The organism is Simplicispira suum (assembly GCF_003008595.1).
Taxonomy (GTDB): Bacteria; Pseudomonadota; Gammaproteobacteria; order Burkholderiales; family Burkholderiaceae_C; genus Simplicispira; species Simplicispira suum.
The window spans coordinates 207,913-222,459 of the sequence record NZ_CP027669.1 but is presented as its reverse complement, the minus strand read 5'-3'; the positions used below and the strand labels follow the sequence as shown (position 1 = coordinate 222,459).

Annotated in this window: 14 protein-coding genes; 13 read left to right on the top strand and 1 reads right to left on the bottom strand. The window is 62.6% G+C overall.

Translation table 11 applies throughout. The annotated features are described in order from the left end of the window. The first annotated feature begins 8 nt into the window (after nucleotides 1-8). From bamA to C6571_RS01020, 13 genes are all read left to right on the top strand, one after another. The gene (bamA, locus tag C6571_RS01080) at nucleotides 9-2,306 is read left to right on the top strand and encodes an outer membrane protein assembly factor BamA (protein ID WP_106445062.1); all 2,298 of its coding nucleotides are present in this window, start codon (nucleotides 9-11) and stop codon (nucleotides 2,304-2,306) included. Next, entirely contained in the window at nucleotides 2,306-2,824 is a 519-nt protein-coding gene (locus C6571_RS01075; protein ID WP_106445061.1) for an OmpH/Skp family outer membrane protein, read from the top strand. Before bamA ends, C6571_RS01075 begins: the two co-directional genes overlap by 1 nt. A 27-nt stretch (nucleotides 2,825-2,851) precedes the next feature. After that, on the top strand, nucleotides 2,852-3,844 hold the full coding sequence (gene lpxD, locus C6571_RS01070) for a UDP-3-O-(3-hydroxymyristoyl)glucosamine N-acyltransferase (RefSeq protein ID WP_106445060.1): 993 nt from the start codon (nucleotides 2,852-2,854) through the stop codon (nucleotides 3,842-3,844). Further along, nucleotides 3,841-4,281, top strand: a complete 441-nt coding sequence (gene fabZ / locus C6571_RS01065) for a 3-hydroxyacyl-ACP dehydratase FabZ (protein WP_106445059.1) — start codon at nucleotides 3,841-3,843, stop codon at nucleotides 4,279-4,281. Before lpxD ends, fabZ begins: the two co-directional genes overlap by 4 nt. 14 nt (nucleotides 4,282-4,295) lie before the next feature. Next, nucleotides 4,296-5,084 (top strand): acyl-ACP--UDP-N-acetylglucosamine O-acyltransferase, encoded by a 789-nt coding sequence (lpxA, locus tag C6571_RS01060; RefSeq protein WP_245901346.1) that lies wholly within the window; start codon nucleotides 4,296-4,298, stop codon nucleotides 5,082-5,084. 4 nt (nucleotides 5,085-5,088) lie between these two features. Further along, on the top strand, nucleotides 5,089-6,252 hold the full coding sequence (lpxB, locus tag C6571_RS01055; protein ID WP_106445057.1) for a lipid-A-disaccharide synthase: 1,164 nt from the start codon (nucleotides 5,089-5,091) through the stop codon (nucleotides 6,250-6,252). Continuing rightward, entirely contained in the window at nucleotides 6,218-6,856 is a 639-nt protein-coding gene (gene rnhB / locus C6571_RS01050) for a ribonuclease HII (protein ID WP_106445056.1), read from the top strand. Before lpxB ends, rnhB begins: the two co-directional genes overlap by 35 nt. Further along, nucleotides 6,853-7,626, top strand: a complete 774-nt coding sequence (locus tag C6571_RS01045; RefSeq protein ID WP_106445055.1) for a TrmH family RNA methyltransferase — start codon at nucleotides 6,853-6,855, stop codon at nucleotides 7,624-7,626. Before rnhB ends, C6571_RS01045 begins: the two co-directional genes overlap by 4 nt. A gap of 211 nt (nucleotides 7,627-7,837) precedes the next feature. After that, on the top strand, nucleotides 7,838-9,040 hold the full coding sequence (carA, locus tag C6571_RS01040; RefSeq protein WP_106447958.1) for a glutamine-hydrolyzing carbamoyl-phosphate synthase small subunit: 1,203 nt from the start codon (nucleotides 7,838-7,840) through the stop codon (nucleotides 9,038-9,040). After that, entirely contained in the window at nucleotides 9,037-9,444 is a 408-nt protein-coding gene (locus C6571_RS01035; protein ID WP_106445054.1) for a hypothetical protein, read from the top strand. Before carA ends, C6571_RS01035 begins: the two co-directional genes overlap by 4 nt. 5 nt (nucleotides 9,445-9,449) lie before the next feature. Next, nucleotides 9,450-12,704, top strand: a complete 3,255-nt coding sequence (carB, locus tag C6571_RS01030) for a carbamoyl-phosphate synthase large subunit (RefSeq protein WP_106445053.1) — start codon at nucleotides 9,450-9,452, stop codon at nucleotides 12,702-12,704. Between the two features lie 177 nt (nucleotides 12,705-12,881). After that, nucleotides 12,882-13,358, top strand: coding sequence for a transcription elongation factor GreA (gene greA, locus C6571_RS01025; RefSeq protein WP_106445052.1), 477 nt, complete (start codon nucleotides 12,882-12,884; stop codon nucleotides 13,356-13,358). A gap of 2 nt (nucleotides 13,359-13,360) precedes the next feature. Continuing rightward, nucleotides 13,361-13,780: a DUF4149 domain-containing protein gene (locus C6571_RS01020; RefSeq protein ID WP_106445051.1), complete on the top strand. Its 420-nt coding sequence runs from the start codon at nucleotides 13,361-13,363 to the stop codon at nucleotides 13,778-13,780. Nucleotides 13,781-13,797: 17 nt separating this feature from the next. Here the strand turns inward: C6571_RS01020 and C6571_RS01015 are convergent, their stop codons facing one another. Continuing rightward, complete coding sequence (locus C6571_RS01015; RefSeq protein WP_106445050.1) at nucleotides 13,798-14,544, bottom strand: glycosyltransferase; 747 nt, start codon at nucleotides 14,542-14,544, stop codon at nucleotides 13,798-13,800. Nucleotides 14,545-14,547: the final 3 nt, after the last annotated feature.

Genomic DNA, 14,547 nt, shown 5'->3' with positions numbered 1-14,547 from the left:
CTCTTTCCATGAATAAAAAACTACCTCGCTTTGGCGTGCGGACCGTTGCGGCCGTGGCAGCCCTGGTTCTCGCGGCCCAGGCCGCCTGGGCTCTGGAGCCTTTCAAGGTCCGCGATATCCGCGTCGAAGGCCTGCAGCGCGTGGAACCGGGGACGGTGTTTGCGTCGCTCCCGCTGCGCGTGGGCGACGAATACAGCGACGACAAGGGCTCCGCAGCCATTCGGGCCCTGTTTGGTCTGGGACTGTTTACCGATGTGCGCCTCGAAGCTTCGGGGGACGTGCTGGTGGTGGTGGTACAGGAGCGTCCCACGGTTGCCAATGTCGAGTTTGCTGGCGCACGCGAGTTCGACAAAGAAACGCTCAAGAACGTCATGCGCGACATCGGCCTGACCGACGGGCGCCCGTACGACAAGGCGCTGACCGATCGCGCCGAGCAAGAGCTCAAGCGCCAGTACCTGAACAAGAGTTTTTATGCCGCCGAAGTGGTTACTACGGTTACGCCGATTGAGCGCAACCGCGTCAATCTGACGTTCACGGTAACCGAGGGCGATACGGCGCGCATCAAGGACATCCACATTGTGGGCAACAAGGCCTTCAGTGAATCGACGCTCAAGGGCCTGTTTGACCAGGACACTGGTGGTTGGCTCAGCTGGTACACCAAGTCAGATCGGTATTCGCGCGCCAAACTCAATGCCGATCTGGAAACGCTGCGCTCTTACTACCTGCAGCGCGGCTACCTGGAGTTCCGCATTGATTCCACACAAGTGGCGCTCACGCCGGACAAGCAGGACATCTCCATCACGGTCAACGTGACCGAAGGGGAGCGCTTTGTAGTCTCCAGCGTCAAGCTGGAGGGCAACTACCTGGACCGCGATGACGAGTTCAAATCTCTGGTAGCGATCCGCGCCGGCGAGCCCTATAACGCCGATCAGGTGGCAGAAACCACCAAGGCGTTTTCTGACCACTTTGGAAATTTTGGCTTTGCTTTTGCGCGCATCGAAGCCGTTCCCGAGATTGACCGCGAAAAAGGCCAGGTGGCGCTTGTGCTGACCGCCGATCCGCAGCGCCGCGCCTATGTGCGGCGCATCAGCATCGCGGGCAATGATCGCACGCGGGACGAGGTGGTGCGGCGCGAATTCCGCCAGTTTGAGGCCTCCTGGTATGACGGCGAGAAAATCCGCCTCTCGCGCGACCGCGTCGACCGCCTTGGCTACTTTACCGAGGTCGACGTGGAGAGCCAGGAAGTACCCGGCGCACCCGATCAGGTCGATCTGGTGATCAGCGTGAAAGAAAAACCGACGGGTTCCCTGCAGCTGGGCGCGGGCTTTTCCAGTGCCGAGAAAGTGTCTTTCTCGTTTGCCATCAAGCAGGAAAACGTTTTTGGTTCGGGCAACTACCTGGGCATCGACGTCAATACCAGCAAGTACAAACGTACCTTGGTATTCAGCACCACCAATCCGTATTTCACCCAGGACGGTATTTCGCGCACGATCGACTTGTACTACCGCACCGACAAACCCTATGAAGACCAGGGTGGCAACTACGAATTGGTGACGACCGGCGCCAGCGCACGTTTTGGTGTGCCATTCAGCGAAACCGACACCGTGTTTTTTGGCGGCGGGCTGGAGCAAACCCGCATCAAGCCGGGGACCAACATTCCTGCGGCCTATCTGGTGTATGCGGACCGCTATGGCTACAGCAGCTCGGCGGTGCCGCTCACGATTGGTTGGTCGCGCGACAGCCGCGACAGCGCGCTGGCCCCCAATGTAGGGGTCTATCAGAAGTTCAATTCGGAATGGTCCGTCGCTGGAGATGCGCGCTACGTGCGGGCCAATTACCAGTACCAGCAGTATGTGCCGCTGAACAAGAAGTTCACCTTGGCCTTTAACGGAGAAGTGGGGGTGGGCAAGGGCATCAACGGCCGGCCGTTCCCGGTTTTCAAGAACTTCTATTCGGGCGGCCTGGGATCCGTACGTGGCTTTGATCAGGGCACCCTGGGCCCGCGCGACGTGACCGGTGCATCCTTGGGTGGGCCGAAAAAGGTCTCACTCAACGTCGAACTGATCGCCCCCTTCCCGGGCGCCGGCAACGATCGCACCTTGCGCGTGTTCACTTTTGCCGACCTTGGCAACGTGTATGGCGACAACGAGCGTGTCCGTTTCAGCGAAATGCGTGCCTCAGTGGGCGTGGGCCTGAGCTGGATCTCGCCACTCGGACCGCTGCGCCTGGCGTACGCCAAGCCAGTGCGCAAATTCGCCGGGGATAGAATTCAGGAATTGCAATTCCAGATCGGAACGTCTTTCTAATGAAACATACTTCTCGTTTCGCCGCTTGCACCCTGGCGCTGGCCGCTGTGGCTGCCTGGGTGCCCGCGCAGGCCCAGGAATTCAAGGCCGGTTTCGTGCATACCGAACGCGTCTTTCGCGAAGCCAACACCGCCAAAGCAGCGCAAGCCAAGCTGGAGCAGGAGTTCTCGCGGCGCGACAAGGAACTGCTCGATCAAGGCAATGCACTCAAGGCCGCGAACGAAAAATTTGAACGTGAGGCGCCCACGCTGTCCGAGAGCCAGCGCACCACCCGCCAGCGCCAGCTGGTGGATCAGGACCGTGACTTCCAGCGCAAGCGGCGCGAATTTCAGGAAGACCTCAACTTGCGCAAGAGCGAAGAGCTGACCCAGATGGGCGATCGTGTGAACAAGGTGGTCAAGCAGATTGCCGAGCAAGAAAAATACGACATCATTCTTGATCAGGCCGTCTACATCAACCCCAAGAACGACATCACCGACAAAGTGATCAAGGCGCTCAATGCTGCGCCGGCCAAATAAGCGCGCCGAGCATTCTGCGGGTTTGGCGTGAGTCTTCGCCTGGGGGAAATCGCTGAGGCCTTGGGCGGCTGCCTGCACGGAGACGCCCAGGTGTGTATTGAGCGGCTGGCACCGCTAGAGACGGCGGGCGCGAATGCGCTCAGCTTCCTCAGCAATCCCCGCTACCAGCAGCAACTGGCCGCCTCTCAGGCGGCTTGCGTCATTGTGGCTCCGGCCATGGCAGATTCGGCGCGCGCGCGCGGGGCCTGCATCGTGGCGGAAGATCCCTACGTCTATTTTGCTCGCGCCACCCAGTTGTGGAAGCGCCGCACGGCGCCGCCCTTGCGGGCCGGCGTTCACCCGAGCGCGGTGGTGAGCGCTGATGCGCAGGTGCATGCCACGGCCTGCGTCGGACCTCTGTGCGTAGTGGAGCGGGGCGCGTGCATTGGCGCAGGAACCGTCTTGCATCCTCGTGTCACCGTGGGTGAAAACTGCCATATCGGCGAGCGTTGCGTCCTGCATTCCGGCGCCGTGATCGGTGCCGACGGCTTTGGCTTTGCGTCCGAGCGAGGCACCTGGGTCAAGATCGAGCAGCTCGGCGCCGTGCGCATTGGCGACGATGTGGAAATCGGTGCCAACACCTGCATCGACCGTGGCGCGCTGGATGACACGGTGATCGAGGACGGCGTCAAGATCGACAACCTGGTGCAGATCGGTCACAACGTTCGCGTAGGGCGCCACAGCGCCATGGCCGGCTGCGTGGGGGTGGCGGGCAGTGCACAGATTGGCGAGCGCTGCACTTTTGGCGGCGGCGCGATCGTGCTGGGCCATCTCAGCGTGGCCAACGACGTCCATGTGTCGGCAGCCACCGTGGTGACCCGCTCCCTGGCGCGGCCAGGTCAGTACACGGGCATGTTTCCTATCGATGACAATGCGCGATGGGAAAAGAACGCCGCCACGCTCAAACAATTGCACAGCTTGCGCGAGCGCATCAAGGCGCTTGAAGGCCTCCTGCAGAACAACAAGATCGAACGCTCATGATGGATATTCACGCAATTCTCAAACAGCTCCCCCACCGCTACCCCTTTCTGCTGGTGGATCGGGTGCTTGAACTCGAACGCAACACGCGCATCAAGGCGGTCAAGAACGTCACTTTCAACGAGCCCTATTTCATGGGGCATTTCCCCGGCCACCCCGTCATGCCAGGAGTGCTCATTCTTGAAGCCCTGGCCCAGGCCGCAGGCCTGCTGGCGTTTGACGCCATGGGTCAGGTGCCCGATGAAAACAATATTTACTACTTTGTCGGCATCGATGGCGCACGCTTCAAGCGCCCCGTCGAACCGGGGGACCAACTGATGCTGGACATCACCATCGACCGTGTACGTGGCGGCATCTGGAAGTTCAAAGGCATCGCGCGCGTGGGTGACGAAGTGGCCTGTGAAGCCCAACTCATGTGCACCATGCGCGCCGTAGGCTGACGGAGGGCGCGGGATTGGCAGCGGCCCACATTCACTCCACCGCCGTGGTGGACGCGGCAGCGCAGATCGACGCTTCGGTGCAGATCGGACCGTACGCGGTCATCGGACCGAACGTGCGCATTGGTGCGGGCACCACGGTGGGGGCGCACTGCGTGATTGATGGCTACACCCGCATTGGCCAGGACAACCGCATTTTTCAGTTTGCGTCCGTCGGCGCGCCGCCCCAGGACAAGAAATATGCCGGCGAAGCCACGGCCCTGGTCATTGGCGATCGCAACACCATCCGCGAGTTCTGCACCATCAACACCGGCACGGCGCAGGATCGCGGAGTCACGACGGTAGGCGACGACAACTGGATCATGGCCTACGTCCACATCGCGCACGACTGCACGGTGGGCCATGGCACGGTGCTGGCCAACAATGCGACGCTGGCGGGACATGTGCAGATCGACGATTTCGCCATCATCGGCGGGCTGACGGGCATCCATCAGTTCACACGCGTGGGCGCCTATGTCATGGCGGGTTTTGCCAGCCATATTTCGCAGGACGTTCCGCCCTTCATGATGGTGGACGGCAACCCGCTGGCGGTGCGCGGCCTGAACGCCGAAGGCCTGCGGCGGCGGGGGTTTTCCAGCGCGCGGGTTGCGGTCATCAAGCAGATGCACCGCCTTCTCTATCGCCAGGGGCTGACGCTGGCGGCAGCGCGCGCGGCCATTGCAGCATTGCCGACCGAGGAGGCGCAGCAGGACGTGGCGTTGATGCTCAATCTGCTCGATGCGTCGTCGCGCGGCATTGTTCGCTGAGGATATGGCGCAGCAACCGCGCATCGCCATGGTGGCGGGCGAAACGTCTGGCGATCTGCTGGCCAGCCTGCTGCTGAGCGGCATGCGCGGCCTGTGGCCCGATCTGCAGGCATTCGGCATTGGCGGCCCCCAGATGTCCGGGCAAGGTTTTGACGCCTGGTGGCCCAGTGAGCGGCTTGCTGTTCACGGCTACAGTTTTGAGGTGCTGGGCCGTCTCGCCGAACTCATTCGCATGCGGCGCCAGCTGCGCGGGCGGCTGCTGGGTGGCCCGCCCGACGTGTTTATTGGTATCGATGCCCCCGACTTCAATCTGGGACTGGAAGCCGACCTGCGCACCGCTGGTATCAAGACCGTGCATTTTGTCTGCCCGTCCATCTGGGCCTGGCGTGCAGATCGGGTGGAGAAAATCCGCAGCGCAGCCGACCATGTGCTCTGCATCTTTCCCTTTGAACCAGCTTTGCTTGCGCTCCACGGCATTGCCGCCACCTATGTGGGGCACCCTCTGGCCGGAGTGATTCCCATGGAGCCCGACCGCCGCGCAGCCCGTGCCGTATTGGGGCTGCAGGACCATGATGCGGTGCTGGCCATACTGCCAGGCAGCCGGTCGGCCGAGGTGCAGTACATCACTCCAAGGTTCTTTGAGGCTGCAGCGCTTATCCATCAAGCGCTTCCGGCTATAAAAATGATAGTTCCTGCGGTCCCGGCCTTACTCAACCGTATCGAGCAAGCGGCGCGCACCTGCGGTCTGGGCGATGTGCTGCAGGTCATTTCCGGTCAATCGCACACGGCATTGGCGGCTTGTGATGTGACGCTGATTGCCAGCGGCACTGCGACCTTGGAGGCCGCGCTGTTCAAGCGCCCCATGGTCATCGGCTACCGCATGCACCCGCTGAGTTGGCGCCTGATGCGCCGCAAGCAATTGCAGCCCTGGGTGGGTTTGCCCAATATCTTGTGCAAGGATTTTGTCGTGCCCGAGCTTCTTCAGGACGATGCCACGCCGCAGTCGCTGGCCGCTGCGGTGTTGCAGTGGTTCGATGCGCTGGAGCAGGACCCTGACCGAATGACCGCGCTGCACCAGCGCTTTACCGCACTGCACCAAAGCTTGCAGCGCAATACCCCCCAACTGGCCGCCGATGCAATCCAGAAAGTCCTTGCCCCCACGGCCTGAACAATCCTGCCTGCCATGGCACCCTCGCGGCCTGGTGGCGGGGGTGGACGAGGCGGGTCGCGGCCCGCTGGCAGGCCCGGTGGTGGCGGCGGCCGTCATCCTGGATGATTTGCATCCCATCGCCGGACTGGCTGATTCCAAGAAGCTGACGCCGTCCCGGCGGGAAAAGCTCTACGACGAAATTCGCGCCAAGGCGCTGTGCTGCAGCATTGCCGAGGCCAGCGTGGAAGAAATCGACCGGCTCAACATCCTGCAGGCCACGCTGCTGGCCATGCGCCGGGCCGTGATGGGTTTGCGGCTCAAACCGGCCATGGTGCTGGTCGATGGCAACCGCCTGCCGCTGCTCGATATGCCGGCCGAGGCCATCGTCAAGGGCGACACGTTGGTACAAGCCATTTCGGCTGCATCCATTCTGGCCAAGGTGCACCGGGATCGTTGGTGTGTGCAGGTGCACGATGCATTTCCGCAGTACGGTTTTGCCGGACACAAGGGCTACGGTACGGCCGCACACATGGCTGCCTTGCACGTGCATGGCGCATGCATTCACCATCGGCGCTCTTTTGCGCCCGTGGCGCAGAGCCTGCGTGAAGAGGTCTGCCGATGACCTCGCCCTTGGTGACAGCGATCCATTCGCGGGACAACGCCTTCGTCAAAGATCTGCGCCGACTGGCGCAGGACAGCACGCAATATCGCAAGCAGGGCCGCGTCTGGGTCGAAGGCGATCACCTCTGCCGTGCAGCGCTGACGCGGGGACAGCGTGTCTCGATTGCGGTTTTTTCGGAGTCTTTTTGGCCTCTGGCGCAGGTGGAATGGGCGCTAGCAGCTAGCAAAACGATAGTGTTGTCCGATGCCTTGTTTGCCGACATCAGCGGCCTGGAGTCTCCAGCGCGCATGGGCTTCATCATCGAACTGCCTGCTGCCACCGCGCTGCAACCCGATGCGGCGACGGTGGTGCTCGACCGCGTGCAGGATGCTGGCAATGTCGGCTCCATCCTGCGCAGTGCTTCCGCATTTGGATTTCGGCAGGTGCTTGCCCTCAAGGGCAGCGCTGCCCTGTGGTCGCCCAAGGTGCTCCGGGCGGGCATGGGCGCGCATTTCGCACTGGACCTGATCGAAGCCGCAAGCCTCGAAGACCTTCAGCCGCTGCGGGTGCCCATGCTGGTGACCCATGTGCACGAAGGCGACTTCCTGCATCGCGCGGAACTGCCCTGGCCCTGTGCCTGGGTGCTGGGCCACGAAGGGCAGGGCGTGTCGGCCGAGCTGGAGGGGCGGGCCTCCCGGCGCATCCGCATTGCCCAGCCGGGTGGCGAAGAGTCGCTCAACGTGGCTGCGGCGGCCGCAATTTGCCTGCACGCCAGCGCCAGCGCGCGCTGACTTCAAGCGTACCAAAGACCGTTCGGCGACGCGGTGAGAGCAGCATGCCTTCCGGCGGGAAGAGGCGCCTGCGGCTACAATCAGGAGCTTTTCTCGCAACAGCGTCGCCCGATCGCACCCAAAGCAACAACCCATCTGAGAGCTGCCGCCCACGCACGCCATGCGGGGCAGCGCGCAGGCGCCGGGCGACCGTAACCATTCGGAGAACCCAGTGCTTTTGTCTCTCAAGGGAAATTTCCCGCCCGCCATCCTGGCGCTTGCAGACGGCACGGTCTTTGTCGGAAATTCGATTGGAGCCGCCGGCTCCACCGTCGGTGAGGTGGTGTTCAACACCTCCATGACCGGCTACCAGGAAATCCTCACCGACCCCAGTTACTGCCAGCAGATCGTGACGCTCACGGTCTCTCACGTCGGCAACTACGGTGTCAATGCCGAGGACATCGAAGCCGACAAGGTCCATGCCGCAGGACTGATCATCAAAGACCTGCCCTTGCTGGTCAGCAACTTCCGCAGCACCGACAGCCTGTCCGGCTACCTGATGCGCGCGAACACGGTGGCCATTGCCAATATCGACACCCGCCAGCTCACGCGCCACCTGCGGGCCCATGGGGCACAAAACGGCTGCATCCTGGCGCTCGCGCCGGGCGAAGCGGTGACCGCCGAGCGCCGCGAGGAGGCTTTGGCCGCCGCGCGCGCTGCGCCATCGATGGAAGGGCTGGATCTGGCGCGCCAGGTGTCGGTGCGCGCGCCTTACGAGTGGACCCAGACGGAGTGGCAGTTGGGCAGCGGCTATGGACAGCAGCAATCCCCAACCCACCACGTCGTCGCCTACGACTACGGCATGAAGCTCAACATCCTGCGCATGCTGGCCGAGCGCGGCTGCCGCGTCACCGTGGTGCCGGCGCAAACCCCGGCGCGTGAGGCCCTGGCGCTGGCGCCCGACGGCATCTTTCTGTCGAACGGCCCGGGTGACCCGCAGGCCTGCGACTACGCCATTGATGCGGTGCGCGAAATTGTCGCCACCGGCATTCCCACCTTTGGCATCTGCCTGGGCCACCAGCTGATGGCCCTGGCCGCTGGAGCCCGAACCTTCAAGATGGGCCACGGCCACCATGGTGGCAACCATCCGGTCAAAGACCTCGACACCGGGCGCGTTGGCATCACCAGCCAGAACCACGGTTTTGCGGTGGATGCGGACAGCCTGCCCGCGCAGGTGCGTGCCACGCACATCAGCCTGTTTGACGGCACTTTGCAGGGCCTGGCCTACCGCGATCAACCAGCCTTCAGCTTCCAGGGGCACCCGGAAGCTTCGCCGGGCCCGCACGATGTGGACTATTTGTTTGACCGCTTCATCGACGCCATGCGCGCTGCACACAGCAAGGCGGCGGCTACGGCGGTTTCGGTAGCAGCATGAAGCTCTTCAAATTTCCCGCAGCGGCGCTCGAAAAGGCGATCCACAAACGCCTGCTGACACTTGCTTCTCCGCACCGCGAGTGGTTTGCCGAGCGCTGGCAGCAAAAACCTTACCGCAAGGCCTTTGTGGAACGCAAGGCCATGCCCTTGGTCACGCTGGTGTCCAAGGGTAAGACCTGGGACGACGCCACTTTCAACGAAGTCCTGGCCGAGTGGGATGTCACATTCCACGAGGCCGAGACCGAGGTTCTCAGCCCTCTGGTGCAGGGCGATGGTTTGCTCCAGCTGATGCAGAAAAACCTGCCCGCAGAGCGCGCCGCCGTGCTGCTTGAGCGCCTGCGCCGACGCCCCGGCGATGTCGCGCCTGCCGCGCCCACTGCCGCTCCAGCCGACCCCAACGACTGATCTTCATGCCAAAACGCACAGACATTCAAAGCATTCTCATCATCGGCGCTGGCCCCATCATCATTGGCCAGGCCTGCGAATTCGACTACTCCGGTGTTCAGGCCTGCAAGGCACTGCGCGAGGAGGGCTACAAGGTCATCCTGATCAACAGCAACCCCGCGACGATCATGACCGACCCGGCCACAGCCGACGTCACCTACATCGAGCCCATCACCTGGCAGACGGTAGAGAAAATCATTGCCAAGGAGCGCCCCGACGCCATCCTGCCGACCATGGGTGGGCAGACGGCGCTCAATTGCGCGCTGGATTTGTGGCGCAACGGGGTGCTGCACAAATACAAGGTGGAGCTGATCGGCGCCACGCCCGAAGCCATCGACAAGGCCGAGGACCGTCTCAAGTTCAAGGATGCGATGACGCGCATCGGCCTGGGCTCGGCGCGATCGGGCATCGCCCACACCATGGACGAGGCCTGGGTGGTGCAGAAAACGCTGGGTTTTCCCACCGTCATCCGCCCCAGTTTCACGCTGGGCGGCACCGGCGGCGGCATCGCCTACAACCCGGAAGAATTCGAGACCATCTGCAAGCGTGGCCTGGAAGCCTCGCCCACCAATGAGCTGCTGATCGAGGAATCGCTGCTCGGCTGGAAAGAGTATGAGATGGAGGTGGTGCGCGACAAGGCGGACAACTGCATCATCATCTGCTCGATTGAAAACCTCGACCCCATGGGCGTGCACACGGGCGATTCGATCACCGTGGCCCCGGCGCAGACCTTGAGCGACAAGGAATACCAGATCATGCGCAACGCCAGCCTCGCGGTGCTCCGCGAGATCGGCGTGGATACGGGCGGATCGAACGTGCAGTTCTCGGTGAACCCGAAGGACGGCCGAATGATCGTCATCGAGATGAACCCGCGCGTCTCGCGCTCGTCGGCACTTGCTTCCAAGGCCACGGGTTTCCCGATTGCCAAGGTGGCGGCCAAGCTGGCCGTGGGCTACACGCTCGACGAATTGCGCAACGAGATCACGGGCGGCGCCACACCGGCGTCGTTTGAGCCGTCAATCGACTACGTAGTCACCAAGATTCCGCGCTTTGCCTTCGAGAAGTTCCCGACCGCCGACAGCCGCCTGACCACGCAGATGAAGAGCGTGGGCGAGGTGATGGCCATGGGCCGGACCTTCCAGGAATCTTTCCAGAAAGCCCTGCGTGGCCTGGAAGTGGGCGTGGATGGAATGGACGAAAAAACCCAGGACCGCGAGGTGCTGGAGCGCGAATTGGGCGAGCCCGGCCCCGAGCGCATCTGGTACGTGGGGGACGCCTTTGCCATGGGGCTGTCGGTGGACGAGGTGTTTGAACTCACCAAAATTGACCGCTGGTTCCTGGTGCAGATCGAGCAGATCGTGAAGATCGAGCTCGACATCGACCAGCTCGTGGCCGCAAAAGGCGAGGGCGCCTTGGGTTCCATGGACGCCGCCACGCTGCGTACACTCAAGCAAAAAGGTTTTTCCGATCGGCGCCTGGCCAAGCTGTTCAAGACCACGGAAAAAGCCGTGCGCGAGGCACGCCGCCAGCAAGGCGTGCGTCCGGTCTACAAGCGCGTGGACACTTGCGCCGCCGAATTCGAGACGCACACCGCCTACCTCTATTCGACCTACGAGGCCGAGGGCAGCGAGTGCGAAGCCCTGCCGACCAGCAACAAGAAGATCATGGTGCTGGGCGGTGGTCCCAACCGCATCGGCCAGGGCATCGAGTTCGACTACTGCTGCGTGCACGCGGCCCTTGCCATGCGCGAGGATGGCTACGAGACGATCATGGTCAACTGCAACCCCGAGACGGTTTCCACCGACTACGACACCTCGGACCGCCTGTATTTCGAGCCGGTGACGCTGGAAGACGTGCTGGAAATTGTCGACAAGGAACAACCCGCAGGCGTCATCGTGCAATACGGTGGCCAGACGCCCTTGAAACTGGCGCTGGCATTGGCAGCCGAGGGCGTGCCCATTATCGGCACCAGCCCCGACATGATCGACGCTGCGGAGGACCGCGAGCGGTTTCAGGCCCTGCTGCACAAGCTCAATTTGCGCCAGCCGCCCAACGCCACGGCGCGGACCGAAGCCGACGCGCTGGCCAAGGCCGAAGCCCTGGGCTACCCATTGGTGGTGCGCCCGAGCTATGTGCTGGGTGGCCGCGCCATGGAAATCGTGCATGAGCAACGCGACCTCGAGCGTTACATGCGCGAAGCCGTCAAGGTGAGCCACGACTCGCCCGTGCTGCTGGACCGCTTTTTGAGCAACGCCATCGAGTGCGACGTGGACTGCGTGCGCGACTCTGCAGGTGTCACCTTCATCGGCGGCGTCATGGAGCACATCGAACAGGCGGGCGTGCACAGCGGCGATTCGGCCTGCTCGCTGCCACCGTACTACCTGGCAGCGGCCACCATAGACGAAATCAAGCGCCAGACTGGGGCCATGGCTGAAGGTCTGAGCGTGGTGGGCCTGATGAACGTGCAGTTCGCCATTCAGGAGGTGGATGGCAAGGACGTCATCTACGTGCTCGAAGTGAACCCACGGGCATCACGCACCGTGCCTTTCGTCAGCAAGGCCACCGGCATCCAGCTGGCCAAGGTCGCGGCGCGCTGCATGGCGGGCCAGACGCTGGCTTCGCAAGGCATCACCAAGGAAGTGACACCGCCGTACTTCAGCGTCAAGGAGGCCGTGTTCCCCTTCGTCAAGTTCCCCGGCGTGGACACCATCCTCGGCCCCGAGATGAAATCCACCGGCGAAGTCATGGGCGTGGGCAAGACCTTTGGCGAGGCGTATGTCAAGAGCCAGCTCGGCGCTGGCACCGTGCTGCCCAAGTCGGGCAAGGTCTTCCTTACTGTCAAGAACGCCGACAAGCCGCGCGCTGTCGATATTGCGCGCCAGCTCGTTCAATTGGGCTTTGAGCTGGTGGCCACCAAGGGCACGGCAGCGGCCATTGAAGCAGCGGGCGTCGCGGTGCAGGTGGTCAACAAGGTGACCGAAGGACGGCCGCATATCGTCGACATGATCAAGAACAACGAGATTGTCATGGTCATCAACACGGTCGAAGAGCGCCGCAACGCCATTGCCGATTCGCGCGCCATCCGCACCAGTTCGCTGCTGGCGCGGGTCACGACCTTCACCACCATTTTCGGCGCAGAGGCGGCTGTGGAGGGCCTGCGGCACGTGGACCAACTCGATGTGATTTCGGTACAGGAAATGCACGCGCAACTGCTGGTGTAGCTTTGCCATTTTTTTAAGCAAAGCAAACGCGGCATAATGGCCGCATGAACAACACCGCCGCGCGGCAACGTGCGGCGGTTTGCTTTTGGGGCATGGCACACCGCACTCTGGCTGTGCATGCGAAGACAATTGCCGCGCTTGTCAACAGCGCACCAACACCAACGGAGACGTCAGGCCATGGCCACTCTTCCCATCACGAAACGCGGCGCCGAGAAGCTCAAGGCCGAGCTGCATCGCCTCAAGACCGTCGACCGCCCAGGGGTCATCGCAGCCATTGCCGAAGCACGGGCCCAGGGCGACCTGAGCGAAAACGCCGAATACGACGCCGCCAAAGACCGCCAGGGCTTTATTGAAGGACGCATCCAGGAAATCGAAGGCAAGCTCTCGGCTGCGCAAATCATCGACCCTACTGCCATCGACGCGGAAGGCCGCGTAGTGTTTGGTGCCACCGTCCGTCTGGAAGACGAAAACACCGGTGAAGCAGTCACGTACCAGATTGTTGGTGAGGATGAGGCCGACTTGAAGCAAGGCCTGATCAACATTGGCAGTCCCATTGCGCGCGCGCTGATCGGTAAGTCGGAGGGGGACACCGCTGAAGTGGTGGCGCCAGGCGGCATACGCCATTACGAGATCGTCGCCGTCAACTATGCCTGAGCATGCGCGAACGGCTGCCCGTGCTGCTGGCCGCGTTGTGGTGGGGGAGCCTGACCACCTTGGGTGCGCTCGTCGTGCCGCTGTTGTTCGCCTATTTGCCAACGCCGGCCATGGCCGGCCACATGGCCGCACGGCTGTTTGCTGCACAGACCTGGGTGTCGGTCGCTTGCGGCCTTTTGCTGCTGCTGATTTCCAGGCCAAAAGGGGAGGTAACGCAGTATCCATGGGCGCGAGCAGCTATGCTTTTCATACTGGGCGGAATGCTGCTGGCAGTGTTGGTGCAATTCGGCGTGGCCCCCCGCATTGAGGCGCGGCAGAACCTGCGTTTGTGGCACAGCGCAGGCAGCGCCATGTTGGGCCTGCAGTGGCTGTGCGCGCTGATGGTGCTGTGGTGTACCGCTGGACCCAAGAGAGACGCCTAAGCGCGCTCTCCATCGCTCTATTCGTACCAGTGCTCTGCCACCCAGGTGGCCGGCCGGATGAAACGAAAACGCCGGTTGCGCCGGCCGGCCAGTGCGTCGGGCGGATTGCATTCGCCATGAAAGATCACGACGCGCGCGCCTTCGGGTACGAAGGGGGGCTGCCAGTAGTTGGTGGGCCAGGTTGGAATGCAGTGGTACTTGAAACTGGGGCACCATGCTGCGGGCCAATAGCTGAGCTTGCCCTGGCGGTGCAGAAAATCCGACAAATACGCCTGTTCATTGCGAAATTTGGCGCGAATCTCATTGAAGTGTGAGCGGAAGTAGCTGAGCACTTCGGGGTGCGCGCCCAGCTCGAACCGGTACACCGACGAGTTGCCGGTGATGCGCCAGGGGCGCTTGTGGTCATGGATGATCAGGAACTCACCCGGCTGGGTGAAAAAGTCGTCCAGGCTGCCCGTCACCACCACGTCCACGTCAAGAAACAGCGCCGTTCCCTTCAGGCCATGCAGGTCCGCACTGAACGTGGCCAGCTTGTTCCAGCCGCGCTCGGGAATGCCTGCGGGCAAATCCAGCGGCGGAATCGGCAAGCACTGCACCTCACTGCGGATACCGGTTGCATCGTCCGTCAGGCAGACAAAGTGGAAGTGTCCGCGCAGGTGGCGCCGCACCATGGCATACAGGCGGTTGACGTACTCGGGGCCGTACTTGTGGCCCCATTTCATGCAGATGACGTGGCGCGGCTGCGCCGGACTCGCTCCGCTCATGGC